The 23,898-nt window shown below is 64.3% G+C and carries 26 protein-coding genes; 3 read left to right on the forward strand and 23 right to left on the reverse strand.

Going from position 1 to position 23,898, the window contains the following annotated elements:
- Positions 1-183: 183 nt before the first annotated feature.
- Both CAG11_RS07745 and CAG11_RS07750 read right to left on the reverse strand, forming a co-directional pair.
- Complete coding sequence (locus CAG11_RS07745) at positions 184-1,521, reverse strand: MFS transporter (RefSeq protein ID WP_085595826.1); 1,338 nt, start codon at positions 1,519-1,521, stop codon at positions 184-186.
- A gap of 85 nt (positions 1,522-1,606) precedes the next feature.
- Entirely contained in the window at positions 1,607-2,794 is a 1,188-nt protein-coding gene (locus tag CAG11_RS07750; RefSeq protein WP_085595828.1) for a M20 aminoacylase family protein, read from the reverse strand.
- A 175-nt stretch (positions 2,795-2,969) separates the two neighbouring features.
- Here CAG11_RS07750 and CAG11_RS07755 point away from each other — a divergent pair, with 175 nt between their 5' ends.
- Entirely contained in the window at positions 2,970-3,881 is a 912-nt protein-coding gene (locus CAG11_RS07755; protein WP_085595830.1) for a LysR family transcriptional regulator, read from the forward strand.
- A 24-nt stretch (positions 3,882-3,905) separates the two neighbouring features.
- Here CAG11_RS07755 and CAG11_RS07760 read toward each other — a convergent pair whose 3' ends face one another.
- From CAG11_RS07760 to ccmA, 11 genes are all read right to left on the reverse strand, one after another.
- On the reverse strand, positions 3,906-5,048 hold the full coding sequence (locus CAG11_RS07760) for a lipase chaperone (protein ID WP_085595832.1): 1,143 nt from the start codon (positions 5,046-5,048) through the stop codon (positions 3,906-3,908).
- A gap of 129 nt (positions 5,049-5,177) precedes the next feature.
- Positions 5,178-5,591 carry a hypothetical protein gene (locus tag CAG11_RS07765; RefSeq protein ID WP_085595834.1) on the reverse strand — a complete coding sequence of 138 codons (414 nt, stop codon included), beginning with the start codon at positions 5,589-5,591 and terminating at the stop codon, positions 5,178-5,180.
- A gap of 12 nt (positions 5,592-5,603) precedes the next feature.
- Positions 5,604-6,809 carry a c-type cytochrome biogenesis protein CcmI gene (gene ccmI, locus CAG11_RS07770; RefSeq protein ID WP_085595836.1) on the reverse strand — a complete coding sequence of 402 codons (1,206 nt, stop codon included), beginning with the start codon at positions 6,807-6,809 and terminating at the stop codon, positions 5,604-5,606.
- Entirely contained in the window at positions 6,806-7,276 is a 471-nt protein-coding gene (locus CAG11_RS07775) for a cytochrome c-type biogenesis protein (RefSeq protein WP_053135052.1), read from the reverse strand. Before CAG11_RS07775 ends, ccmI begins: the two co-directional genes overlap by 4 nt.
- Entirely contained in the window at positions 7,273-7,809 is a 537-nt protein-coding gene (locus CAG11_RS07780; protein ID WP_022643072.1) for a DsbE family thiol:disulfide interchange protein, read from the reverse strand. The genes CAG11_RS07775 and CAG11_RS07780 overlap by 4 nt, the downstream gene beginning before the upstream one ends.
- Positions 7,806-9,794 (reverse strand): heme lyase CcmF/NrfE family subunit, encoded by a 1,989-nt coding sequence (locus CAG11_RS07785; RefSeq protein WP_022643071.1) that lies wholly within the window; start codon positions 9,792-9,794, stop codon positions 7,806-7,808. The genes CAG11_RS07780 and CAG11_RS07785 overlap by 4 nt, the downstream gene beginning before the upstream one ends.
- Positions 9,795-9,797: 3 nt before the next feature.
- Positions 9,798-10,253, reverse strand: a complete 456-nt coding sequence (ccmE, locus tag CAG11_RS07790; protein WP_022643070.1) for a cytochrome c maturation protein CcmE — start codon at positions 10,251-10,253, stop codon at positions 9,798-9,800.
- On the reverse strand, positions 10,250-10,426 hold the full coding sequence (gene ccmD / locus CAG11_RS07795; RefSeq protein WP_022643069.1) for a heme exporter protein CcmD: 177 nt from the start codon (positions 10,424-10,426) through the stop codon (positions 10,250-10,252). Before ccmD ends, ccmE begins: the two co-directional genes overlap by 4 nt.
- On the reverse strand, positions 10,423-11,178 hold the full coding sequence (locus tag CAG11_RS07800; protein WP_068578478.1) for a heme ABC transporter permease: 756 nt from the start codon (positions 11,176-11,178) through the stop codon (positions 10,423-10,425). The genes ccmD and CAG11_RS07800 overlap by 4 nt, the downstream gene beginning before the upstream one ends.
- Positions 11,179-11,256: 78 nt before the next feature.
- Positions 11,257-11,925, reverse strand: coding sequence for a heme exporter protein CcmB (gene ccmB / locus CAG11_RS07805; RefSeq protein WP_022643068.1), 669 nt, complete (start codon positions 11,923-11,925; stop codon positions 11,257-11,259).
- Entirely contained in the window at positions 11,922-12,557 is a 636-nt protein-coding gene (gene ccmA, locus CAG11_RS07810; protein ID WP_085595838.1) for a cytochrome c biogenesis heme-transporting ATPase CcmA, read from the reverse strand. Before ccmA ends, ccmB begins: the two co-directional genes overlap by 4 nt.
- A gap of 196 nt (positions 12,558-12,753) precedes the next feature.
- On the opposite strand from ccmA, the gene CAG11_RS07815 reads away from it, so the two are divergent.
- Together CAG11_RS07815 and CAG11_RS07820 are read left to right on the forward strand one after the other, a co-directional pair.
- A complete protein-coding gene (locus CAG11_RS07815; RefSeq protein ID WP_085595840.1) occupies positions 12,754-14,337 on the forward strand; it encodes a flagellar hook-length control protein FliK in 1,584 nt (527 codons plus the stop codon).
- Positions 14,334-14,663 carry an EscU/YscU/HrcU family type III secretion system export apparatus switch protein gene (locus CAG11_RS07820; RefSeq protein ID WP_022643065.1) on the forward strand — a complete coding sequence of 110 codons (330 nt, stop codon included), beginning with the start codon at positions 14,334-14,336 and terminating at the stop codon, positions 14,661-14,663. Before CAG11_RS07815 ends, CAG11_RS07820 begins: the two co-directional genes overlap by 4 nt.
- Before the next feature lie 57 nt (positions 14,664-14,720).
- Here CAG11_RS07820 and CAG11_RS07825 read toward each other — a convergent pair whose 3' ends face one another.
- The 10 genes from CAG11_RS07825 to CAG11_RS07870 all read right to left on the reverse strand — a co-directional run bounded on the left by CAG11_RS07825 (position 14,721) and on the right by CAG11_RS07870 (position 23,798).
- Positions 14,721-15,113, reverse strand: coding sequence for a DUF2802 domain-containing protein (locus tag CAG11_RS07825; protein WP_053135067.1), 393 nt, complete (start codon positions 15,111-15,113; stop codon positions 14,721-14,723).
- Entirely contained in the window at positions 15,114-15,596 is a 483-nt protein-coding gene (locus CAG11_RS07830; RefSeq protein ID WP_011060011.1) for a chemotaxis protein CheW, read from the reverse strand.
- A gap of 79 nt (positions 15,597-15,675) precedes the next feature.
- Positions 15,676-16,572, reverse strand: coding sequence for a CheW domain-containing protein (locus CAG11_RS07835; protein WP_085595842.1), 897 nt, complete (start codon positions 16,570-16,572; stop codon positions 15,676-15,678).
- Between the two features lie 84 nt (positions 16,573-16,656).
- Positions 16,657-17,445, reverse strand: a complete 789-nt coding sequence (locus CAG11_RS07840; RefSeq protein ID WP_022643062.1) for a ParA family protein — start codon at positions 17,443-17,445, stop codon at positions 16,657-16,659.
- 50 nt (positions 17,446-17,495) lie between these two features.
- On the reverse strand, positions 17,496-18,380 hold the full coding sequence (motD, locus tag CAG11_RS07845) for a flagellar motor protein MotD (RefSeq protein WP_022643061.1): 885 nt from the start codon (positions 18,378-18,380) through the stop codon (positions 17,496-17,498).
- Between the two features lie 2 nt (positions 18,381-18,382).
- Positions 18,383-19,123 (reverse strand): flagellar motor protein, encoded by a 741-nt coding sequence (locus tag CAG11_RS07850; protein WP_022643060.1) that lies wholly within the window; start codon positions 19,121-19,123, stop codon positions 18,383-18,385.
- On the reverse strand, positions 19,123-20,253 hold the full coding sequence (locus tag CAG11_RS07855) for a chemotaxis response regulator protein-glutamate methylesterase (protein ID WP_085595844.1): 1,131 nt from the start codon (positions 20,251-20,253) through the stop codon (positions 19,123-19,125). Before CAG11_RS07855 ends, CAG11_RS07850 begins: the two co-directional genes overlap by 1 nt.
- Positions 20,254-20,300: 47 nt before the next feature.
- Positions 20,301-22,595: a chemotaxis protein CheA gene (locus CAG11_RS07860; RefSeq protein ID WP_085595846.1), complete on the reverse strand. Its 2,295-nt coding sequence runs from the start codon at positions 22,593-22,595 to the stop codon at positions 20,301-20,303.
- Between the two features lie 12 nt (positions 22,596-22,607).
- Positions 22,608-23,396 (reverse strand): protein phosphatase CheZ, encoded by a 789-nt coding sequence (locus CAG11_RS07865; RefSeq protein ID WP_085595848.1) that lies wholly within the window; start codon positions 23,394-23,396, stop codon positions 22,608-22,610.
- A gap of 30 nt (positions 23,397-23,426) precedes the next feature.
- Positions 23,427-23,798, reverse strand: coding sequence for a chemotaxis response regulator CheY (locus tag CAG11_RS07870; RefSeq protein WP_003183998.1), 372 nt, complete (start codon positions 23,796-23,798; stop codon positions 23,427-23,429).
- Positions 23,799-23,898 lie beyond the last annotated feature (100 nt).

The following is a 23,898-nucleotide window of genomic DNA, read 5'->3' on the forward strand; positions in this document are numbered from 1 at the left end:
GTTTCATGGCAACAAGGTCCTCGGCTGAGCGAAGCGGTACAGGGCCGAGCCAGCAGCCGGCCCGCAAAGACCACCAGCCTGCTACCAGGCGCGAGCCAAGTAAATGCCTGGCCAGCGCCTGGGCCGACTGGCGGCCAGGCACGTCCCGCTTTTGCCGTTGATCCAGATGCCTTGCACCCGGGCTCAGCTCGCATCGATGTCTTCACCGGTTCGATCGCGAACCCACAGCAACACCAGGGTGGACAAGGCGACCGTCACCATCATGTACCAGGCCGGGGCCAGGGGCTGTTCGGTCACCTGCAACAACCAGGTCACGAAGAACTGGGCGAAGCCGCCGAACACCGAGACGCCGATGCCATAAGCCGCAGCCATGCCGGAGGTACGTACAGACTTGGGGAACATCTCCGGCAGCATGGTGATCCCCGGCACGGTCTGCAGCGTCAGCAACACCGACAACAAACCGATGATCAGCAACAGGCTGGCCAGGCTGGGGGCGGCGATCAACCACTGGAAGCACGGGACGATCGCCACCAGGGTCCACAGCCGCGAATGGAAGATCACCCGCTTGCGCCCCCAGCGATCGGCTACCCAGCCCACCAGCGGCGACAAGAGGAAGCACACGGCTCCCACCACCACGCTGGCCAGCAGGCTGGAGGTGGTAGGCAAGCCCAGCACCCGGGCGGCATAGGCCGGCATGTAGAACGCGATGATCTGGGTCGAGACCATCGCGCCCAGCATCAGCAACACGCTCTTGCCCAAGGTGGCCTTGTGCTGGCCGAACAATTCGCGCAACGGGCTGCTGTGGGCGGCCCGCTCCATGGCCTGCCGGCTATGGGCGCTGGATACGCCGGCCACGAGCGTGTCTTCCAGGTGCCGGCGGATGTACCAACCCACCGGCGCGGTGAGCATGCCGATGAAGAACGGGATGCGCCACCCCCATTCAGCCATCGCCGCCTGGCCCAGGCCGGCCACCAGGGCGGCGACCATGATCGCCCCGAGGAAAATCCCCAGGGACTGGCTGCCGAATTGCCAGCTGGCATAGAAGCCCCGCTGCGATGCCGGTGCATGCTCGACCAGCAAGGTGGTCGCCGCCCCCACCTCGCCCCCGGCGGCGAAACCCTGGATCAGCCGCGCCAGGACCATCACCAGCGGCGCAGCCATGCCAACCTGGGCGTAGGTCGGGGCCAGGGCCATCATCGCGCAACCCAGGCCCATGAGGAGCAACGTCAAGGTCAACGCCGAACGCCGGCCGAAACGATCGGAATAGGAACCGATCAGCAACGCACCCACCGGACGCATCAGGAACCCCACGCCGAAGGTGGCGGTGGTCAAGAGCAACTGGCCGTAGGAAGAAGCAGCGGGAAAGAACAACGGGCCGATGAACAGCATCAGGAAACTGAACACCGTGAAGTCGAAGAACTCCAGGGCGTTGCCAATAGTGGTACCGACAATCACCCGGCGACGGGATACGGGGAGATCAGGCGCCAGCAGCGGCGCATAGGACTGCTGAACAATGCTCATGACATTCTCCTGGGCACGAGGCAATAGGCACTCACCACCGGCCAGCCCGGGCAGGCCCGGCCGGATCACGGTCAATGGCTACGGATCAGTCGTCCGTCCCCAGGAAAGTGCTCACCAGCTTCACCCAGTAGGTGGCGCCATAGGGCAGGCTGGTATCGTTGAAGTCATAACCGGGGTTGTGCAGCAGGCAACCGCCCTCACTACCCTCGCCGTTGCCCATGACCAGGTAGCTGCCGGGGCAGGCCTGCAACATGAAGGAGAAATCCTCGCTGCAGGTCATCGGCTGCATATCGGCCACCAAACCCTCATCGCCCAGCCAATCCTGGACCACCCCCCGGGCCAGCGCGGTTTCGCGCGGATGGTTGTACAGCACCGGAAAGGCATTGGGGCTGACCAGCACTTCGGCCCTGGCGCCATAGGCCTGGGCCTGGGCGTGGGCCAGCTCTTCGATACGCCTGAGCAGCAGGTCGCGGGTGCAGTTCTTCAAGGCCCGGACCGTCACTGCCAGTTCGACACTGGCGGGTACCACCGACGAACTGCTGCCGCCGTGGATCGCCCCGACCCCGACGACGCCCATGTCCAGCGGTGGTACGTTGCGTGCCACCACCGTCTGCAAGGCCATGACCAGTGAAGCGGCGGCGACTACCGGATCAACCGTGTCGTGGGGCATGGCGCCATGCCCACCACGACCATGGATGCGGATAGTGACGGTATCGGCCGAGGCCATGAACGGCCCGGCCAGGAAACCGAAGCGCCCCACCGGCAGGCCCGGCCAGTTGTGCATGGCGAACACCGCATCACAGGGGAACAGCTGGAACAGGCCATCCTCAATCATCTTGCGTGCCCCCACATGCCCCTCTTCGGCGGGCTGGAAAATCAGGCGCACAGTGCCCTCGAAGTCGATATCCCGAGCCAGACACTGGCCGGCGGCGAGCAGCATCGCCGTATGCCCGTCGTGGCCACAGGCGTGCATCTTGCCCTCATGGCGGCTGGCATAGGGCAAGCCGCTGGTCTCCAGGATCGGCAGCGCGTCCATGTCCGCACGCAGGCCGATGACCCGACCGCTGCGGCCCTTGCGCAGCGAGCCGACCACACCTGTGCCGGCCAGCCCCTGGTGGACTTCGTAGCCCCACTCGCGCAACTTGGCGGCTACCAGGCGGCTGGTTTCGAATTCTTCATAGCTCAGTTCGGGATGGGCATGCAGGTGTTGGCGCAGGGCAATCATGGCAGGGGTCAACGCATGTACTTCAGGCAGGATCGCTTGGTTCGGCATGGGTTACTCCTCAGCGGTGTCGTACGGCCCGATCGTCGGCTCAGACGCTGTCAGGCTCTTGTAGGATGTCGCCGGTACGCCAGGGCGGACCCGGTCGCTACGGCACGCTGACTATCGCCCCAGGTCCTGGAAAAAATAAAATAATATGTTCCGATCTGGCTCCTCGGAATTTCTTATGAAGATCAGCCTGCGCCACCTTCGATATGCCCTGGCGGTCACTCGTCATAACAACATCACCCAGGCCGCCGAACACCTGAGCGTGTCCCAGCCGGCGATTTCGGCGGCGATCAGCGAACTGGAGGGCCACCTGGGGCAGATGCTGTTCATCCGCCAACGCGGGCAAGGGATGACCCTCACCCCCTTCGGCCGCTTGGCGATGGACAAGGCCCGGCAGATCCTGGCCGGCGTACATGAGCTGGAACATCTGGCGGACAGCGGCCATTCGCTGTCCGGCGAACTGATGCTGGCGTGCTTCGAAGACCTGGCTCCCTACTGCCTGCCGCAACTGCTGCGCGGCCTGCAACAGCGCCATCCAGGGATCAAGGTGGGGATCCGCGAGTGCGGGTTCGACCAGATCGGCAAGCAGTTGGGCAACGGCAGCCTGGATGCCGCGCTGAGCTATGACCTGGGCCTGCCGGATGGCGTGCAGACCACCGTGTTATGCGAGCTGGCGGCCCATGCCTTATTGCCGTCCGGGCATCCCCTGGCTGCCCAGCAAGCGGTCAGCCTGGGCCAGCTGTGCAAGCATCCCCTGGTCTTGACCGGGCAGGCCTACAGTTGGCAGCACTTCCTGGACCTGCTGCGTTTCCATGGGCTGCAGCCCCAGAGCCTGACCAAGACCCAATCCTTCGAACTGCAACGCGGGCTGGTGGCCAACGGCCTGGGCGTGGGCTTGGCCTATACCCGGCCATTTGGCGATCACAGCTACGACGGCCAACCATTGGCGGTGCGCCCCATCAGCGAAGCCTTGCCGCTGCAGCGTATCGTCCTGGCGCAGTTGCAGAGCCATAGCGACTCGCAGCTGGTCAACGCCTTGCGGGAACAGGCGCTGCAATGGTTCGGCCAAAGCCCGGTGTTCGGCTGGTAACCCGGGCTTTGGCATGGCCAAGGCTCAGATGCGCTCGCGGATCAGCACCTCGATGTTCGCCGCCGCGCCCCAGCGGCGAACCAGCGCGAGCAGTTGCGGATCGGTTTCGCCCACCAGGTAGAGGGTGTCGATGACCTGGGTGGCCGCCCACTCGACGAACTCGCTGCCATCGAAGTCGGCCGCGCTGGCGAGGTGGAATTCGTTCTCGTAGAAGCCGGCGCTCACCGCCACCGGGGTGTCCTGGGGGCCGGCCGCGGTGATGAAGTCGCAGGCCAGGTGCACCACGCCCCACCCCGCCACCCGCCAGTTGCCCAGCGCCTCGTCGAGCCGGGCCCGTGCGCCCCGGGCAAATCCCAGGCCGTCGAGCACTACACGGCGGTTGACGATCAGCCACAGCTTGCGCCGCTTCGGCACCTTGAGCCGTACTTCGCCGGTGACCTTCGAGGCCCGCAGGGCCAGGGCGAACACCAGCAGCAAGGGGGCGAAGTAGCTATAGATTTTCTCGGCCCGACTGGTTTCGGTCAGCGTGCGCAGGCGATCGACCTCCTTGCGCTGGCGCTGCTGTTCGGCGAAGTCTTCGGCCAGGCGCTCCAGCCACTGGCCGACCACGGCCGAGGAGTACTCGCCGCGCAGATCCCCCAGGGCCTGTTGTACCCGGGTCACGGCCAGTATCGACAATCGGCCATCGTCCATGCGCGGCAAGCTGGCAAAACGTTCGCACAGGTTGAGCACCTGGGCGGCATCCTGGGGTTCGTGCAGCTGGGTGGCGGCCTGGCAGTGCTGCTTGCCCAGCAGGTCGTCGATATCCGCCGCGACACCCCGCTGCAATCCGGCCTGGGTGCTCTGCGCCAGGCGATAGTCGCTCTGGAACCAATCCACCCGCACCACCTGGGTAGCACTGATCAGGGCCAGGGACGCCAGCGTCAGCCAGCCGTAGTCCACCTTCTTCCAACCCACCTCGGTGAGCGGGAATACCGAGATGAAGGTCCAGCAGCAGAAGTAATAGAAAAACGCGAAGACCACCAGCAAGGACAGTGGCTGCACCGACAGGTAGATCAGTTCCGGCACTTCGGCCGGGCCCAATCCGTAGAGCAGCAACAGCACGCCGCTTAGCGCCAGCCAGAACAGCATCGGCAGGAAATAGGGTTTGTTCAGGGATTTTTTCATCGGTCGCTCAACGGCAGCGGCTCAGGAACACCTCGCTGTATCGGCCAAGGCCCACGAGGCTTAAGCATTTGCGACAAAGGCCCTGGGATGGGCCTTGGCGAGGGTCTGGCGGTACAAGCGCCAGCAGCGTTACTGGAACTGGCGGCCGAGCCCGGCGGGCACGCCATGGATATCGGTATCTTCCCAGGGGCCGTCGGGGCTGATGGAGCGGCTCCAGCCGTTGTTCCAGCGATAGTAGGTGCGCTGGCGGTAGAAGGTGTTGCTTTGGTTATCCAGCACGTAGACCCCCAGTCGTGGGTCCCAGTGGCTGTGCCCACCCGGAGGCGGAGCGAAGCTGGCCGAAGTGCGTGGCAGGGCCTTGGTTGCAGGCGCTGGTGCATGGGGCGTGGCAGGCTTGTCGGAGGGCACCGTGGAAGGAGCCGGGCGCGTGCTCGGCTCCGCTGGCGGGATGGGCTCGGAACTGGTGGGTACTGGCCGCTGGACCGTACAAGCGCTCAACCCCAGGACCAGGGACAACAGGGTGATGCGAGCGATGGCGGTCATGGTGGTTTCTCTTTATTTATCCGGGCTGTCGATGGTCAGCTGCTGGGCCGTGGTGGTGCTGCTGGCCAAGGGCTGGCTGTGTCCGACCCATTCACCGGCCGTTGGCTGGCCAGCGCGGGAAACACGCGCAACCAGTTGGACTTCAGGGAAGTTCGACAGTTTCAGCTGCGGCATCATCGCGTCGGCATCCCCCAGCTCGACGGTGGCCGGCAAGTCGGCCACGGTCAGGCGCTTGGCCGCCAAGGGCGCCGGTGGTCCCTGGGTGGCGCGGGCGAAGATGAACACGCTGTCGCCCGGCTGGACCTTGGCCTTGAGCTCGGCGGCCAGGTCGACCCGGACCTTGAGCAGCGCGCCCTTGGCCTTGGTCGCCGGCTCGGCGGCCACTTTGCCCCCGCTTGCCACCAGCTTCTCGCTGGCCCGGTCGATCCCGCCTTGCAGGGCTGCACGGGATTTGTCGTCCGGCGGCAGTTGCGCCTGCAGGCGCTTCCAGTAGTCGATGGCATCCTGGAACCGCTCGCTTTCAAAGGCGGCGATGCCCAGCAGACCCAGGCTGGTGACCTCGTTGGGATCGGCCTTGAGCGCTTCGTCGGTGAGGGCCTGGACCTTGTCCGACCACTTCTTGTCATCGGCGAAATACTGGGCCTGGGCCCACTGTCCCAGCAGCTCGGGCTGGCGCCCGGCCAGGGCCACGGTGCGCTCGAAGATCTTCGCCGCATCCGCCGGCCGATCCTGGGCCATGTAGGTGCGCCCGAGGAAGTACAGGCCTTCGGCGGAGTCCGGCTGGGCCGCCACCGCACGCTCCAGGCGCTGGGTCATTTCTTCCATGGTCTGCGGCGCCTGGGCGAACTCGCGGGTCAGCTCGACCTTGTCGCTGGCTCCGAAGTGCAGGTACAGGCCCAGGCCCAGGAGCGGCACCAGCACTGCCGCCAGCAGGGGCAGCGGCTTGCCCAGCCGCGAATTGCGCACCTGGCCGTTGCCTTCGGTGTCTGCCAGCAGCTCGCGGGCGGCCTCGGCCCGGCCGCTGTCCAATTGCTCGGCGCTAAGCACGCCCTCCTGCTGCTGGCCCTGCAACTCGGCCAGGCGTTCTTCATACAGCGCAACGTTGAGCGCGGTCCGGTCCTCTTCGCGCTGGGCGCGACGCTCACGCAGTATCGGGATCAGCAGGAAACTCAAGGCGATCAGGAGCAACAGGCCTGCCGCGAGCCAGAAATCAGTCATGGGTGGTTTTTATCCAGCAGTTGGTCGAGGCGCTGCCGCTCTTCGGCGGAAAGCGTGTTCGGGCTATCGCTGCGCTGGGCGCGGCGGCGCCGGACAATCACGGCGATGATCACCATGCCGCCCAGCAGCAGCCCGGCAGGGCCGAACCAGAGCAAGGCGGTCTTGCCGGTCAAGGCCGGGTTGTAGCGCACGAAATCACCGTAGCGATCGACCATGAAGTCGATGATCTGCTGATTGTCCTTGCCTTCGCCGAGCATGCGGAAGATTTCCTTGCGCAGGTCCGCGGCGATGGGGGCATTGGAGTCGGCGATGTCCTGGTTCTGGCACTTGGGACAGCGCAGCTCCTTGGTCAGCTCGTGGAACCGCTCACGCTCGCCATCATTGGCGAACTGGTAGGTGTCGATGGCGGCCTGGGCCACCCCGACGATACCCAGGCCCAGCAGGGCCGCGATCAACCAGCGCTTCATGGCTTGGCCTCGTCGACCAGGGCCTGGTACTTGGCGGCCAGTTGCTCGCGCCAGACCACTTCGTCGATCACCCCGACGTACTTGTCGCGGATGATGCCCTTGGCGTCGATGAAGAAGGTTTCCGGGGCGCCATAAACGCCGAGATTCAGGCCCAGGGAGCCCTCCTCGTCGCGCACGTCCAGCAGGTAGGGATTGTGGAACTCGGCCAGCCACTTCAGGGCATCGGCGTTGACGTCCTTGTAGTTGATCCCGTAGATCACCACGCCACGCTCGGCCAGCTTGTTCAGCACCGGGTGCTCGACCCGGCAGGAAATGCACCAGGTGCCCCAGACGTTGACCAGCGCCGGCTTGCCCAGCAGGTCGGCGCGGGTCAGGGTCTTGTCGCCCTGCACCGAAGGCAGGGAAAACTCCGGGAACGGCTTGCCGATCATCGCCGACGGCAGCTCGGCCGGGTCCAGGTACAACCCGCGATAGAGGAACACCGCCACCACCAGGAACAGCGCCAGGGGCAACATCATCATCCAGCGTTTCATGCAGTGGCTCCTGTCATGCCCAGCGCTTCACGCACCCGGCTCTTCACCTTGACTCGATAGCGCCGGTCCATCGCCGCCAGCACGCCGCCAAGGCCTGTCAGCAGGCCGCCGAGCCAGATCCAGCGCACGAACGGCTTGACGTGCACGCGCACCGCCCAGGCGCCATTGCCCAGGGGCTCGCCGAGGGCGACATACAGGTCGCGGGTGAAACCGGCGTCGATCCCGGCTTCGGTCATCATCGAGCTCTGCACGGTGTACAGGCGCTTTTCCGGATGCAGCACGGCCACTTCCTTGCCATTGCGCACGACGCGGACGGTGCCCTTGTCGGAGGTGAAGTTGGGGCCTTCGAAATGCTTGGCACCCTCGAAGATGAAGTGGTAGCCCGCCAGCTCCATGGACTCGCCCGGCTCCAGGCGCAGGTCGCGCTCGGCGCTGTTCTGGCTCGACAGCACCACGCCCAGGGCACAGACCGCGATCCCCAGGTGCGCCAGGTGCATGCCCCAGTAGCTGCGGGTCAGGCTCGGCAGGCCCTTGACCAGGCCCTTGTGGCGAGTCTTGTCGAAGATATCCCGTACTCCGGACAACACCACCCAGGCCGCCAGCAGGAAAGTCGCCAGCACCGCCCAGTTGAAGTCGCCATAGGCGATGCCCGCCACCACGGCCAGGGCCACGCTGCCCAGCAGCACCGGAGCCAGCATGCCCAGCAGCCATTTGACCGGGGTGTCTTTCCAGCGCACCAGCACGCCCACCGCCAGCACCACCATCAACAGGGCCATCAGCGGGATGAACAGCGCATTGAAGTACGGCGGCCCCACCGACAGCTTGGCGCCGCTCAGGGCGTCCAGCACCAGCGGGTACAAGGTCCCCAGGAGGATCATCGAGGCCGCCACCACCAGCACCAGGTTGTTGCCCAGCAACAGGGTTTCCCGGGACCACAGGTTGAAGCCCACCTGGCTCTTGACCACCGGTGCGCGCAAGGCGAACAGGGTCAGCGAGCCCCCCACCACGAACAACAGGAAGAACAGGATGAACACGCCACGCTCAGGGTCGGCGGCAAAGGCATGGACCGAGGTCAGGACCCCGGAGCGGACCAGGAAGGTGCCCAGCAGGCTCAGGGAGAAGGCAGCGATGGCCAGCAGCACGGTCCAGCTCTTGAACACCCCGCGCTTCTCGGTGACGGCCAGGGAATGGATCAGCGCGGTGCCTACCAGCCAAGGCATGAAGGAGGCGTTTTCCACCGGGTCCCAGAACCACCAGCCACCCCAGCCCAGCTCGTAGTAGGCCCACCAGGAGCCCAGGGTGATGCCGATGCCGAGGAAGGCCCAGGCGACTATGGTCCAGGGCCGCGACCAGCGGGCCCAGGCGGCATCGAGGCGACCGCCGAGCAACGCGGCGATGGCGAAGGCGAAGGCCACCGAGAACCCCACGTAGCCCATGTAGAGCATCGGTGGGTGGACGATCAGGCCGATGTCCTGCAACAGCGGGTTGAGATCGCGGCCATCGGCCGGGACCTGGGGCAGGATCCGCGCGAAGGGGTTGGAGGTGACGATCAGGAACGACAGGAAGCCGGTGCTGATCATGCCCATGATCGCCAACACCCGGGCCAGCATCACTTGCGGCAACTGCCGCGAGAACACCGACACGGCGAAGGTCCAGCCACCCAGGATCAGCGCCCAGAGCAGCAGCGAGCCTTCATGGGCACCCCATACGGCGCTGAACTTGTAGTACCAGGGCAAGGCGCTGTTGGAGTTATGGGCGACGTAGGCCACCGAGAAATCGTCATTCATGAAGGCGTAGGTCAGGCAGCCGAAGGCGAATACCAAGAAGGCGAACTGCCCCCAGGCCGCCGGCTGCGCCAGGCTCATCCACAACCGGTCGCCACGCCAGGCGCCCAGCAACGGCACCACCGCCTGGACCAGGGCCAGGCACAGCGCCAGGATCATCGCCAGGTGGCCGAGCTCGGGAACGAACAAAGCGGAACTCATGGCTCAACCCTCCTTCGCCGGCGTCGGTGCCGACTGGCCGCTGTCTTTCAGGGCCTTGGTGACTTCCGGCGGCATGTACTTCTCGTCGTGCTTGGCCAGTACTTCATCGGCGACTACCACGCCATCGGCGTTGATCTTGCCCAGGGCGACGATGCCCTGCCCTTCGCGGAACAGGTCCGGAAGGATGCCGCGGTAGGTGATGGTTACCGACTTGTTGAAGTCGGTGACCACGAACTTGACGTCCAGCGAATCGGCGGAGCGCTCCAGCGAGCCGGCCTGGACCATGCCACCGGCGCGGATGCGGGTGTCATGGGGGGCTTCGCCATTGGCGATCTGGGTCGGGGTGTAGAACAGGTTGATGTTTTCCTTCAGCGCGCTGAGGGCCAGGCCGACGGCGATGCCGACACCCACCAGGATCGCCAGGATGATCAAAAGACGCTTTTTACGCAGCGGATTCACTTACCGTTCTCCCGGCGCAGACGACGCGCCTCTTGTTGCAGATAGCTCCTGCGGTCCAGGATCGGCGCCACCAGCTCACGCACCAGGACCACCAGGCAGATACCGTAGGCCGACCAGACGTACAGGCCGTGATGGCCCATGGCGAGAAAGTCGCTGAAGGATGCAAAACTCATTGCGCGGCCTCCAGGCTGCGTTGGACTTCGGCCTTGACCCAGCTGGTCCGGGCTTCGCGCTTGAGTACTTCAAGGCGCATGCGCAGCAACAGGACCACGGCGAAGAAACAATAGAAACCCAGTACCGTCAGCAACAGCGGCAGCCACATTTCCACCGGCATGGCGGGCCTTTCGGTCAGGGTGAAGGTCGCCCCCTGGTGCAGGGTGTTCCACCACTCCACCGAGTACTTGATGATCGGGATGTTCACCACCCCGACGATCGCCAGCACCGCACAGGCCTTGGCGGCGCTGTCACGGTTGCTGATGGCGGCGTTCAGGGCCATGAGGCCGGCGTACAGGAACAGCAGGATCAGCATCGAGGTCAGCCGGGCATCCCAGACCCACCAGGACCCCCAGGTCGGCTTGCCCCAGATGGCCCCGGTCACCAGCGCCAGGAACGTGATGGAATGGCCAATGGGCGCGGCGCATTGCAGGGCAACGTCGGCCAGCTTCATTTTCCATACCAGCCCGACCACCCCGCACACCGCCAGCATCACATAGCAAGACTGGGCCAGCATCGCCATCGGCACATGAATATAGATGATGCGAAAGCTGTTGCCTTGCTGGTAGTCCGGTGGCGCGAAGGCCAGGCCCCAGACCACGCCGATACCAATCAGCAACACGGCGGCGACGCTCAGCCAGGGCAGCAGCTTGCCGCTGATGCCGTAAAACCATTTAGGCGAGCCGAGCTTGTGAAACCAGGTCCAGTTCATTCGTTGCTTCCATCACGGTTGCTCTTCGTCTACACGAACAGCCAGGGTCTTTACTGGTCAAAAAACAACCAGACCTCATTATTCGCCGACGCTGATCTTCAGGCCAGCAGCTATTGCAAAGGGTGTCAGGGTTACTGCCAGCGCAGCCAGGCTACCAAGCCACAGCAGGAACCCTGTAGTCGGCAGGCCCTGCAATGCCGCCTGCAAGGCGCCACTGCCGAGAATCAACACCGGGATGTACAACGGCAGGATCAACAGCGCCAACAACAAGCCGCCGCGCTTGAGCCCTACCGTCAGCGCCGCGCCCACCGCCCCGAGCAAACTGAGGACCGGCGTACCCAGCAGCAACGAGAGCAGCAGTACTGGCAGGCAGGCGGCCGGCAGCCCGAGCATCACCGCCAGCAAGGGCGCGAGCAATACCAGTGCCAACCCGGAGAAGATCCAGTGTGCCAGCACCTTGGCCAGCACCAGAAGGGCCAGGGGGTGCGACGAAAGGACCCACTGCTCCAGGGATCCATCCTCGAAATCACTGCGAAAAAGCCCGTCCAGCGAGAGCAGGACGGACAATAGCGCCGCCACCCAGACCAGGCCGGGAGACAAGGTTTGCAACAATTGTGTCTCAGGTCCCACCGCCAGCGGAAACAAGGCGACGACTATCGCGAAAAATACCAGGGGGTTGGCCAACTCTGCCGGGCGCCGGCACAGCAGCCGAGCCTCACGGGCCACCAACAAGACGAAGACACTCATGCGGCCCACCGTCCCAGATCGATATCGCGGTATCCCGAGGGCATGCGGCCAAGAGTGTGGTGGGTGGTCAGCACCACCGTGCCGCCGCGTTCGCAATGGGCGGCCAGGTGTTCCTCGAGTTGCGCCACGCCCTGCTTGTCCAGGGCAGTGAAGGGTTCATCGAGGATCCACAGCGGCGGGCTGTCCAGGTACAGGCGGGCCAGGGCCACACGGCGCTGCTGGCCGGCGGACAGGGTATGGCAGGGAACGTCTTCGAACCCCTTGAGGCCGACGGCGGCCAGGGCCTGCCAGATCGCCTCGCTCCGGGCCGGCTGGTGCAGGGCACAGAGCCAGCTGAGGTTCTCTTCGGCGGTGAGCAAGTCCTTGATGCCGGCGGCATGGCCGATCCACAACAGGTTGCGGGCCAGTTCGGCGCGCTGGGCCTGCAATGGCTGGCCGTTGAGCAGCACCTGGCCACTGGTGGGCTGCATCAGCCCGGCGAGCAGGCGCAACAGGCTGGTCTTGCCGCTGCCATTGGGACCGCTGATCTGCACCATGTCTCCAGCCGTCAAACGCAACTCGAGGTGTTCAAAGAGCATCCGCCAATCGCGCTCACAAGCGAGTGCAACGGCTTCGAGAAGAGGGCTGGTCAAGGGATAGCGGGCCTTTACGGGTTCAAGTCGGCAGTGGAGCGGCCGTTAAAGGAATGCAGGATAAATGCATTGGCGGCCTGTTCTAGAGAGCTGCGTCAAACAATTGTATTGTTTTTACCACTCCTTAAAAGACGGGCGGCATTATACATGTGAGTCCCTACCTTACAGGGGGTTAATTTCCACAGGTTGTGTCCGAATGACAGGCGAAATGAACATCCCCCCGCTGCCACCGACGCCCGCTCCCGGAGCCTCGCGCGCGCAGTTGCCCAGCGGTGAACTGCTCAAGCTGACGCCGCCACTGGAGGGGCTGATCGCGCCCGGCCAGAGCGCCCGGGCCGAGGTGCTGTCGCTCAAGCAGACGAACCAGACCTTCGAGCTGCTGCTCAAGCTGACCCTGGACAACGGCCGGCAAACCACCCTGCAAGCCACCAGCAACCAACCCCTGCCCCAGGGCACCAGCCTGGCGGTGACCCAGCCATCGGCAGCCAACCTGGCCATCACCGTGCAACAGGCCATCGCGTCCAGTGTCGCCGCCCTGACCAGCCTGGATACCGCCCAACTGCCTCCGGGCACCCTGTTGCAGGGCAAGGTCCTGACCTCGCAATTGCTGCCCCAGGGCAGTAACCAGCCAGCGCTGTACCGTTCCCTGGTGAGCCTGCTCAATACCGCCCAGAGCGGCAGCACCCTGGACATCGAGAGCCCGCAGCCGTTGCGCATCGGCAGCTTGCTGAGCGCCCTGGTGACAGATGCCCGGACCCTGAGCTTCGTCCCCTTGAGCAACCGCCAGGACCAACTGGCGATCGCCGCCCAGTTGGCCAGCCAGCAAAGTCGCCAGGGCTCCCTGGGCGGCCTGCTCAATGCCCTGCAGAACCTGCCCGTCGACGACCAGCCCGGCCCGGCCAGCGACCTACGCGCCGCAGTCGAACGCCTGCTGGGCAGCCTGCCCAATGCACAGCAAATGAGCACCGCCCGCGGCGTGGCCCAGGCGCTGCTGGGCAGCGGCGTGTTCCTCGAGGCCCGGCTGGCCGCAGGCAACCCGGGCCAGGCCACAGACCTGAAGGCCGACCTGCTACGCCTGATCGCCCAATTGACTCCGGCACTGCCCTCCTCCACCAGCTTCAACGCAATCCTCGCCGCCAATACCCTGGCCCAGTCGCTACCCAGCTTTGTACGCAGCGCCCTGGGCACCCTGGGCCAGGTCAGCGCCAAGACCACTGCCGGCGGCTTCCCGCTGCCGGAGCGCCTGCTGCAAAGCCTGGAAGGCTCAGGCAGCCTGGAGCAACTGCTGCGCCTGGCCGCCGCGGCGGTATCGCGCCTGCAGAGCCACCAACTGGCGGGCCTGGAACAAAGCGGGCGTACCGACGATGGCCGCCAGCTGACCACCTGGCAGCTGGAAATCCCCATGCGCAACCTGCAGGACATCGTGCCCCTGCAGGTCAAGTTGCAGCGCGAGGAGCCGGCGCAAGCAGAACAGCAAACCCCGGACAAACGTGAAGAACGCGAGCCCCGGCAGGCCTTGTGGCGGGTCGACCTGGCCTTCGACCTGGAGCCGCTGGGCCCGCTGCAGGTCCAGGCGCAACTGCTCCAGGGCCGCTTGTCCAGCCAACTCTGGGCCGAACGCCCCTATACCGCGAGCCTGATCGAGAGCCACCTGGGCAGCCTGCGCGAGCGCCTGCTGGCCTCGGGCCTGGATGTCGGCGACCTGGATTGCCATCTCGGCATCCCGCCCCAAGGCCCGCATACCCGATTGGAACAACGCTGGGTCGACGAAACCGCATGAAGCACTCTGCCCCACCTCGCCAGGCCATCGCCCTCAAATACGATGGCCAGCAGGCTCCGACACTCACCGCCAAGGGCGATGACGAACTGGCCGAAGCCATCCTGAAGATCGCCCGCGACTATGAAGTGCCGATCTATGAGAACGCCGAACTGGTGAGGTTGCTGGCGCGCCTGGAGCTGGGCGACAGCATCCCGCCGGAGTTGTACCGGACCATCGCCGAGATCATCGCCTTCGCCTGGAACCTCAAGGGCAAGTTCCCGGCAGGCCACGATCCACGGCAGATAGAGTCGGAAAAGGACATCACCGAGCGCGGCGACGATTACTAGAAGAGCAGCTGCAAGCCATGAACCGCAAGCTGCATGCTTGAAGCTTGAAGCTGATGCTCAGCCTTTGTGCAGCTTGCTCACCAGCTCGGCCTCGGCCTGGGTCAGGCCGCAGGATTGGGTCAGCTCGTCGATGCTGGCGCCCATGCCCACCAGCCGTGCGGCCTGGGCAAAGGACAAGGTGGAAGGGTCACGCTGTTCCAGCTGGGCCAGCTTGTCCGGCAACGGCGCCACCACAGCCCGCAGCTCGTGCAAGTCCTCGCCCATGCGCACCGTGCCGTTCTGGTAATGATCGACCCGCTTGGCCAACTCCTTGATTCGCAGGTCGCGCAGGGCATCGCCCTCGGCCTGCTGCGCAGCGATCTGCCGCTGGTTGCGGGCGAAGGACAGGAACAGCGCGAGAGTGGCGACCCAGAGGATCGCCAGGACAATTACCGCTACCTCGAGGATCAATCAGATACTCTCCAGTTCCGACCATTCCTCTTCGCTCATCATCTTGTCCAGCTCCACCAGGATCAGCAGCTCGCCGTTCTTGTTGCAGACGCCCTGGATGAACTTGGCCGATTCTTCGTTGCCGACGTTCGGCGCGGTCTCGACTTCGGATTGGCGCAGGTAGACCACCTCGGCCACGCTGTCGACCATGATCCCGACCACCTGTTTGTCAGCCTCGATGATGACGATCCGGGTGTTGTCGTTGACTTCGGTGGGCACCAGGCCAAAGCGCTGGCGGGTGTCGATCACGGTCACCACGTTGCCGCGCAGGTTGATGATGCCCAGCACATAGCTCGGAGCACCCGGCACCGGGGCGATCTCGGTGTAGCGCAGGACTTCCTGGACGCGCATCACGTTGATGCCGTAGGACTCGTTATCGAGCTTGAAGGTGACCCATTGCAGGATCGGATCTTCGGAACCCTGTGCAGACGACGACTTATTCATACCCTGACCCCTCAAAATACCGTTGGCAACGGCGTGTGTTCTGTATGGCCGCGCCCCATTGGCACGGCCTGTTGTTGGTTCACTTCGGCTTGTGGGCCGCTTGACTGATTGCCAGCTGCTTGGCGCCCCCGGTGGCGATCAATTCCGCCAACTCGGCGACGTCGAGCAACGCGCACATGTGTTCGATAACCGTACCGGCCAGCCACGGACGCTGGCCCCGGTGGCTACGCCACTTGATTTCATTGGGGTCCAGGCGCAGCGAACGGCTGACCTGGTGCACGGCCAGCCCCCACTCATAGCCCTGGACCGAAATAACGTATTGCAGGCCCTGGCGGAAATCGTCGCGATAGCGATCCGGCATGACCCAGCGCGCCGTGTCCAGCACCTTCAGGTTGCCGGCCTGGCTCGGCAAGATACCGAGGAACCATTCCGGCTGGCCGAACAACGGCGTCAGCTCCTGACCCGCCAGGGAATAGATCGACCCCAGGCACACCAGGGGTACCGCCAGGGTCAGGCCAGCGACATCGAACAACAGGCATTCGAAAGGCTCGGCCGCCCATGACGGGCGATCGCTACCGGCGACCGGCGGCGGTGTGTTGCCAGGTGGCAGATGGACTTCCACCACGGGCGGCACCAGGGCCTGGAGCATCGGCACCACGGGCGAGATCGAGGCCGGCAGGGGTGCCGGTGCATCCTGCACGGGAGCCGCGGGTACGACAGCAGGCGCCTCGGCCCGAGCAGCAGGCGGTGCCTGGTGCTGGATCCGTGCATCCCGGGCCTGCTCCTCCAGTACCGCAGCCTGGAATTCGTCCAGTACCTCGCTGGAGGCTTCAGTACGGGCCTCAACGACAGGCGGAATCGGCTCAGCAACGACCTCGGGAAGCGGCTCTTCCTCGGTGGCATCCTGCAGCAAAGCATCCAGGTACGACTGCAGCGCCAGCTGCGGCCGGTTCTTGACATCCAGGGGACGGTTCATGAGGACACCCACGCACAAAACCCCACACAGTGAACTGTAGGGGTTATCGGCCGGGCTGCCGGGCGACTTGAATGGTGCTTCACGTCAGGCCACCTGCGCCACGGCTTGTTGCGCCAGCAAATGCTTGAGCAAGGCCTTGTAGGCCAGCACGCCACGGCTCTTGCCGTCGAATTGCGAAGGCGTAACCCCGGCCCGGCTGGCATCGCGCAGGCGCGTATCCACGGGAATGTAGCCTTGCCAGATCTGCTCCGGGAACTTGTCCCGCAGAATCCGCAGGGTGCCCAGCGAGGCCTGGGTCCGCCGGTCGAACAGAGTCGGCACGATGGTGAATGGCAACGGCTGCTTGCGGGAGCGGTTGACCATCGCCAGGGTATTGACCATGCGCTCCAGCCCCTTGACCGCCAGGTGCTCGGTCTGCACCGGGATCACCAGTTGCTGGCTGGCCGCCAGGGCGTTGACCATCAACACCCCAAGCAGCGGCGGGCTGTCGATGACTGCATAGTCGAAGTCCTGCCACAGCTGCGCCAGGCTCTTGGCGATCACCAGGCCCAGGCCGCTCTGCCCGGGGGACTGGCGCTCCAGGGTGGCCAGGGCCGTGCTCGACGGCAACAGGGAAATCCGTTCGTGGCTGGTGCCCAGCAACAGTTGCCCAGGAAGATCCTCGGGCACGCTGCCCTTGTGCAGGAACAGGTCGTAGCTGCTGTGCTCCAGGCTGTCGGGGTCATAACCGAAATAGCTGGTCATGGACCCGTGGGGGTCGAGGTCGACCACGACCACGCGCTTGCCCGCCTCCGCCAGCAAGCCGGCTAAAGCGATGGAACTGGTGGTTTTACCGACACCACCCTTTTGATTGGCAACAGCCCAGACTCTCATTCAGTTTGTTCCTCCCGCCCAGCCACAGCAGGGCGAGACATAGCGCTAAGTTATAAAGCAGGTGACGGAGAATTGACGGCACTCCCCTGTACCGGCGATTTCACCGCGGTTGGTGCAGTTTGTGTGCCAGCCCGCTTCAGAGCCGCATCCGGGGTCGCATTGGCGGTGCCGGTACCGGTCAAGCTACGGCGCACATCCAGGTTGCGCGAGACCACCAGCACCACCCGGCGGTTACGCGCCCGGCCCTCGGCGGTGGCATTGTTGGCCACCGGCTGGAATTCGCCATACCCCACCGAAGCCATGCGCGCCGGGTTAACTCCCTGCATCGCCAGCATCCGCACGATACTCGCCGAGCGCGCCGAAGACAGCTCCCAGTTGGTGGGATATTGCGCAGTCTGGATCGGCAGGTTGTCGGTGAAACCCTCGACGTGGATCGGATTGTCGAAGGGTTTGAGGATCTTCGCCACCTTGTCGATGATGGTGAACGCCATATCGCTGGGCATGGCATCGCCACTGCCGAACAGCAGGCTGGAGTTGAGCTCGATCTCCACCCACAGCTCGTTGCCACGCACGGTCATCTGGTCGGAGCTGATCAGATCGCCGAAGGCCGCGCTGATGTCATCGGCAATGCTCTTGAGCGGGTCGCTGCCGCCCGAGATGCCGGCATCGATCTGCTCGCTGTCCTTGACCAGCGGCTTGGCCGGGGTCACGGTCTTGGGCCGCTCTTCGCCGATAGGGATCGGCTTGAGGGCGCGATCGGAATCGGTGAAGACCCCGACCAGCGCTTCGGAGATGATCTTGTACTTGCCCTCGTTGATCGAGGAAATCGAGTACATGACCACGAAAAACGCGAACAACAGGGTGATGAAGTCGGCGTAGGAAACCAACCAACGTTCGTGGTTGACGTGTTCTTCATGTTGACGACGACGAGCCATGATCAGTCCATGAAGCCTTGCAGCTTCAACTCGATGGAACGCGGGTTCTCGCCTTCGGCGATCGACAGGAGGCCCTCGAGGAGCATTTCCCGGTACCGCGACTGGCGCAGGGCGATGGACTTGAGCTTGGCGGCGATCGGCAGCAGCACCAGGTTGGCGCTGGCCACGCCATAGATGGTGGCGACGAAGGCCACGGCGATACCGCTACCCAACTGCGATGGATCGGCCAGGTTGCCCATGACATGGATCAGGCCCATCACCGCACCGATGATCCCGATGGTCGGCGCGTAGCCGCCCATGCTCTCGAAAACCTTGGCGGCCTCGATATCCCGGCTTTCCTGGGTATAGAAGTCCACTTCGAGGATGCTGCGGATGGCTTCCGGCTCGGCGCCATCCACCAGCAACTGCAGGCCCTTGCGTGAATAGGTATCGGGCTCGGCATCCGCCACGCCTTCCAGGCCCAGCAGGCCCTCCTTGCGCGCGGTCAGGCTCCAGTTGACCACCCGGTCGATGCCCGCCGGCAGGTCGACCCGCGGCGGGAACAGGATCCAGGCGAGGATCTGCATGGCGCGCTTGAAGGCGCTCAACGGCGACTGCAGCAAGGCCGCGCCGATGGTGCCGCCGAGCACGATCAGCGCAGCCGGGCCGTTGGCCAGGGCCGAAAGATGGCCACCTTCGAGGTAGTTGCCGCCGATGATGGCGACGAACGCCATGATGATCCCGATAAGGCTCAGTACATCCATTACATGCAAGCCTCGACCAGGTGCCGGCCGATATCGTCCAGGCTATACACCGCGTCCGCCAGGTTGGCCTTGACGATAGCCATGGGCATGCCATAGATCACGCAACTGGCTTCATCCTGGGCCCACACCGCGCTGCCGCCCTGCTTGAGCAGGCGCGCGCCCTCACGACCGTCGGCGCCCATGCCGGTGAGCACCACCGCCAGGACTTTATCGTTGTAGGACTTGGCTGCAGAGCCGAAGGTGATGTCCACGCACGGCTTGTAGTTCAAGCGCTCGTCGCCAGGCAGGATCTTCACCGCGCCACGGCCGTCGACCATCATCTGCTTGCCGCCAGGGGCCAGCAGCGCCAGGCCTGGGCGCAGGATGTCGCCGTCCTCGGCCTCCTTGACGCTGATCTTGCAAAGCTTGTCCAGGCGCTCGGCGAAAGCCTTGGTGAAGGCCGCCGGCATGTGCTGGATCAGCACGATCGGCGCCGGGAAGTTGGCCGGCAGCTGGGTCAGTACCCGCTGCAACGCCACCGGGCCGCCGGTGGAAGTACCGATGGCCACCAGCTTGTAGGCCTTGCGCTTGGGCGCAGGCGCTGCCGGGCTCGCGGCGGGCGCCGGGGCACGGCTCGGAACCGGGGCCGGGGCCGGGGCCGGTGCGGCCGGACGGCTGCTGGCGAAGCTCGAGGTGGCCGGAGTCGGCGCGCTGCTTTGCGGTGCCGGGGCACTGTAGCTGCTGAAGCGCCGGTTGCTGCGCGAGATGCTGTGGACCTTCTCGCACAACAGTTGCTTGACCTTCTCGGGGTTGCGCGAGATGTCCTCGAAATTCTTCGGCAGGAAATCCACCGCCCCGGCGTCCAGCGCATCGAGGGTCACCCGCGCGCCTTCATGGGTCAGGGAAGAGAACATCAGGACCGGGGTCGGGCAGCGCTGCATGATGTGCCGCACTGCGGTGATGCCATCCATCATCGGCATCTCGTAGTCCATGGTGATCACGTCCGGCTTGAGGGCCAGGGCCTGATCGATCGCCTCTTTACCATTGGTCGCGGTACCGACGACCTGGATGCTCGAATCCGCTGAAAGAATTTCCGAGACGCGGCGGCGGAAAAAACCCGAATCGTCCACCACCAGGACTTTGACTGCCATAAACACTCCGTTAGGTGGGGCGAGGCCAAGCGCCCCTCCCCACCGAATCAAATACGCCGTGCGGCGTAACGCTTGAGCATGCTCGGAACATCGAGGATCAGCGCGATGCGACCGTCACCGGTAATGGTGGCGCCAGACATGCCCGGGGTCCCCTGGAGCATTTTGCCCAAGGGCTTGATGACCACTTCTTCCTGGCCCACCAACTGGTCGACGACAAAGCCGATCCGCTGGGTGCCCACCGAAAGGATCACTACGTGGCCCTCGCGCTGCTCTTCATGAGCGGCGGAACTGACCAGCCAGCGTTTGAGGTAGAACAAGGGCAAGGCCTTGTCCCGCACGATCACCACTTCCTGGCCGTCCACCACGTTGGTGCGCGACAGGTCGAGGTGGAAGATTTCGTTGACGTTGACCAACGGGAAGGCGAACGCCTGGTTGCCGAGCATGACCATCAGCGTCGGCATGATCGCCAGGGTCAGCGGCACCTTGATCACGATCTTCGAACCCTGGCCCTTGGTCGAATAGATGTTGATCGAGCCATTGAGCTGGGAAATCTTGGTCTTGACCACGTCCATGCCCACACCGCGACCGGAGACATCGGAGATCTCGGTCTTGGTGGAGAACCCGGGGGCGAAGATCAGGTTGTAGCACTCGGTATCGCTCAGGCGATCGGCGGCGTCCTTGTCCATCACCCCGCGCTTGACCGCGATGGCGCGCAGGACATTGGGATCCATGCCCTTGCCGTCATCGGAGATCGACAACAGGATGTGGTCGCCTTCCTGCTCGGCGGCCAACACCACCTTGCCCTGGCGCGACTTGCCCGATTCCTCGCGTTCTTCCGGAGATTCGATACCGTGGTCCACCGCGTTGCGCACCAAGTGCACCAACGGGTCGGCCAGGGCCTCCACCAGGTTCTTGTCGAGGTCGGTTTCTTCCCCCACCAGCTCCAGGTTGATCTCTTTCTTGAGCTGCCGGGCCAGGTCGCGAACCAGGCGCGGGAAGCGCCCGAAGACCTTCTTGATCGGCTGCATGCGGGTCTTCATCACCGCGGTCTGCAAGTCGGCGGTGACCACATCGAGGTTCGACACCGCCTTGGACATGGCTTCGTCGCCGCTGTTGAGCCCCAGGCGCACCAGGCGGTTACGCACCAGTACCAGCTCGCCCACCATGTTCATGATTTCATCCAGGCGCGCAGTGTCCACGCGCACCGTGGTTTCCGCTTCGCTGGCCGGCTTCTCGGCTGCTGCGGCTGGCGCGCGGGCCGGAGCAGGAGCCGCGGCGGGTTTTGGCGCCTCGACCTTGGCCTCAGGCTTGGCAGCGGCGGCCGGCTTGGCTGCCGCAGGCTTGGCCACCGCGGCACTGGCAGCCGCCGGTGCCGCCACGGCAGGAGCCGCAGCGACCGTGGCCGCTGGCTGGGCAGTGCCTGGCGTGTCGGAGAACTTGCCCTTGCCGTGCAGCTCATCGAGCAGGGATTCGAATTCGTGATCGGTGATCAGGTCGCTGCCAGCCGCAGCTGCATCTGGCGCAGCGGCGGCAGGTGCGGCAGCTACCGCCGATTCCAGTGCGTCAACGGCGAAATTGCCCTTGCCATGCAACTGGTCCAGCAGTGCTTCGAACTCGTCGTCGGTGATCTCATCGCCGCCGGCAGCGGCGCCACCCTCGGCATCGGCCGCGGCGGGAGCGAGCGCATCGGGGGCGAACTGGCCCTTGCCGTGCAACTGGTCCAGCAGGGACTCGAACTCGGCGTCGGTGATCTCGTCGCCGGCAGGCTCACCCTCGGCGGCAGATACGGCGGCGGGCGCGGCATCGGCATCGGCCTTGGCGGCGCTCAGCGAGTCGAGCAACAGTTCGAATTCGTTGTCGGTAATATCGCCCGCCGGCGCTTGCGGCTCGGGCTCGGGTTCCGCCACGGCCTCGACCACCTCTTCCACGGGGGCAGGAGCGGGCTGCGCACCGGCCGGTTCGGCCAGGCGCGCCAGGGCGGATAGCAATTCAGGTGTCGCAGGAGTGATCTCGGTACGCTCGCGGACCTGGCCGAACATGCTGTTCACCGTGTCCAGAGCCTCGAGCACCACGTCCATCAGTTCCGAGTCGACTCGTCTCTCACCCTTGCGCAGGATGTCGAAAACGTTCTCGGCGATATGGCAGCACTCCACCAGCTCATTGAGCTGGAGGAAGCCGGCGCCCCCTTTAACAGTGTGAAAACCGCGAAAAATTGCGTTGAGCAGATCCGCATCATCTGGCCGGCTTTCCAGCTCGACCAATTGTTCGGACAGTTGCTCTAGAATCTCGCCGGCCTCAACCAGGAAATCCTGAAGGATCTCTTCATCGGCGCCGAAGCTCATTAATGGGTGCTCCTAGAATCCAAGGCTGGAAAGCAAATCGTCAACATCGTCCTGACCGGACATGACGTCTTCCCGTTTATCGGCATGAATCTGCGGACCTTCACCCTTGGCGAGATGTTTTTGCGGATCTTTTTCCGCCAGGATCGATGCGCGGTCATGTTCGATACCAGCGAAACGATCGACCTGGCTGGCCATCAAGACGAGTTTGAGCAGATTGCTTTCGACTTCCGTGACCAACTGGGTCACGCGCTTGATCACCTGGCCGGTGAGGTCCTGGTAATCCTGCGCCAGCAGAATGTCGTTGAGGTGGCCGGAGATGGTACGGGTCTCCTGCTCGCTACGAGTCAGAAAACCGTCGACCCGCCGCGCCAGTTCGCGAAACTCCTCGGCACCGACCTCGCGCCGCATGAAGCGGCCCCAGTCCACGCTCAAGGCCTGGGCTTCAGCGCTCAGGCCGTTGACCAGCGGGGTGCTGCTCTCCACCAGGTCCATGGTGCGATTGGCTGCGGCTTCCGTCAGCCGGACCACATAGGAGAGGCGCTCGGTGGCATCCGTGATCTGTGAAACTTCCTCGGCTTGCGGCATATGCGGGTCAATCTGGAAATTGACGATCGCGCTATGCAGCTCGCGGGTGAGCTTGCCCACTTCCTGGTACAGGCCGCGGTCACGGGTCTGATTGAGCTCATGGATCAGTTGCACGGCTTCGCCGAACCTGCCCTTCTCCAGACTCTCGACCAGTTCCAGCGCATGTTTTTTCAGGGTCGACTCAAAGTCGCCCAGTGAAGATTCGTTATGCTCCATAGCTCCCCCGTGGCGCAATGGCTACGCATCTCAACCGATGCGTTCGAAGATCTTCTCGATCTTCTCTTTCAGCGCCTGGGCCGTGAATGGTTTGACGACATAGCCGTTAACGCCGGCCTGGGCGGCTTCGATGATCTGCTCGCGCTTGGCTTCGGCAGTCACCATCAATACCGGCAGGTGCTTGAGCTTTTCATCGGCGCGCACGTGGCGCAGCAGATCGATACCGGTCATGCCCGGCATGTTCCAGTCCGTTACCAGAAAGTCGATGCTCCCGCTGTTGAGTACCGGAATGGCGGTAGTGCCATCGTCGGCCTCGACCGTGTTGGTGAAACCCAGATCACGCAACAGGTTTTTTATGATCCGCCGCATCGTTGAGAAATCATCAACGATGAGGATTTTCATGTTCTTGTCCAATTCGACCTCCAAGCAGTCTTAAACGCATCCAGTTCCTGGACGCGCCATTCAATCAATCCGGCATAACACGCAACGACTGCATGGAGCA

The organism is Pseudomonas sp. B6(2017), assembly GCF_002112765.1.
In the GTDB taxonomy this organism is placed as follows: domain Bacteria; phylum Pseudomonadota; class Gammaproteobacteria; order Pseudomonadales; family Pseudomonadaceae; genus Aquipseudomonas; species Aquipseudomonas piscis.

Excerpts from the sequence above, each read along its gene's own strand:
- CAG11_RS07745 (WP_085595826.1), bottom strand. The coding sequence starts at position 1,521 with ATGAGCATTGTTCAGCAGTCCTATGCGCCGCTGCTGGCGCCTGATCTC.
- CAG11_RS07750 (WP_085595828.1), bottom strand. The coding sequence starts at position 2,794 with ATGCCGAACCAAGCGATCCTGCCTGAAGTACATGCGTTGACCCCTGCC.
- CAG11_RS07755 (WP_085595830.1), top strand. The coding sequence starts at position 2,970 with ATGAAGATCAGCCTGCGCCACCTTCGATATGCCCTGGCGGTCACTCGT.
- CAG11_RS07760 (WP_085595832.1), bottom strand. The coding sequence starts at position 5,048 with ATGAAAAAATCCCTGAACAAACCCTATTTCCTGCCGATGCTGTTCTGG.
- CAG11_RS07765 (WP_085595834.1), bottom strand. The coding sequence starts at position 5,591 with ATGACCGCCATCGCTCGCATCACCCTGTTGTCCCTGGTCCTGGGGTTG.
- ccmI (WP_085595836.1), bottom strand. The coding sequence starts at position 6,809 with ATGACTGATTTCTGGCTCGCGGCAGGCCTGTTGCTCCTGATCGCCTTG.
- CAG11_RS07775 (WP_053135052.1), bottom strand. The coding sequence starts at position 7,276 with ATGAAGCGCTGGTTGATCGCGGCCCTGCTGGGCCTGGGTATCGTCGGG.
- CAG11_RS07780 (WP_022643072.1), bottom strand. The coding sequence starts at position 7,809 with ATGAAACGCTGGATGATGATGTTGCCCCTGGCGCTGTTCCTGGTGGTG.
- CAG11_RS07785 (WP_022643071.1), bottom strand. The coding sequence starts at position 9,794 with ATGAGTTCCGCTTTGTTCGTTCCCGAGCTCGGCCACCTGGCGATGATC.
- ccmD (WP_022643069.1), bottom strand. The coding sequence starts at position 10,426 with ATGAGTTTTGCATCCTTCAGCGACTTTCTCGCCATGGGCCATCACGGC.
- CAG11_RS07800 (WP_068578478.1), bottom strand. The coding sequence starts at position 11,178 with ATGAACTGGACCTGGTTTCACAAGCTCGGCTCGCCTAAATGGTTTTAC.
- ccmB (WP_022643068.1), bottom strand. The coding sequence starts at position 11,925 with ATGAGTGTCTTCGTCTTGTTGGTGGCCCGTGAGGCTCGGCTGCTGTGC.
- CAG11_RS07815 (WP_085595840.1), top strand. The coding sequence starts at position 12,754 with ATGACAGGCGAAATGAACATCCCCCCGCTGCCACCGACGCCCGCTCCC.
- CAG11_RS07820 (WP_022643065.1), top strand. The coding sequence starts at position 14,334 with ATGAAGCACTCTGCCCCACCTCGCCAGGCCATCGCCCTCAAATACGAT.
- CAG11_RS07830 (WP_011060011.1), bottom strand. The coding sequence starts at position 15,596 with ATGAATAAGTCGTCGTCTGCACAGGGTTCCGAAGATCCGATCCTGCAA.
- CAG11_RS07835 (WP_085595842.1), bottom strand. The coding sequence starts at position 16,572 with ATGAACCGTCCCCTGGATGTCAAGAACCGGCCGCAGCTGGCGCTGCAG.
- CAG11_RS07840 (WP_022643062.1), bottom strand. The coding sequence starts at position 17,445 with ATGAGAGTCTGGGCTGTTGCCAATCAAAAGGGTGGTGTCGGTAAAACC.
- motD (WP_022643061.1), bottom strand. The coding sequence starts at position 18,380 with ATGGCTCGTCGTCGTCAACATGAAGAACACGTCAACCACGAACGTTGG.
- CAG11_RS07850 (WP_022643060.1), bottom strand. The coding sequence starts at position 19,123 with ATGGATGTACTGAGCCTTATCGGGATCATCATGGCGTTCGTCGCCATC.
- CAG11_RS07855 (WP_085595844.1), bottom strand. The coding sequence starts at position 20,253 with ATGGCAGTCAAAGTCCTGGTGGTGGACGATTCGGGTTTTTTCCGCCGC.
- CAG11_RS07860 (WP_085595846.1), bottom strand. The coding sequence starts at position 22,595 with ATGAGCTTCGGCGCCGATGAAGAGATCCTTCAGGATTTCCTGGTTGAG.
- CAG11_RS07865 (WP_085595848.1), bottom strand. The coding sequence starts at position 23,396 with ATGGAGCATAACGAATCTTCACTGGGCGACTTTGAGTCGACCCTGAAA.
- CAG11_RS07870 (WP_003183998.1), bottom strand. The coding sequence starts at position 23,798 with ATGAAAATCCTCATCGTTGATGATTTCTCAACGATGCGGCGGATCATA.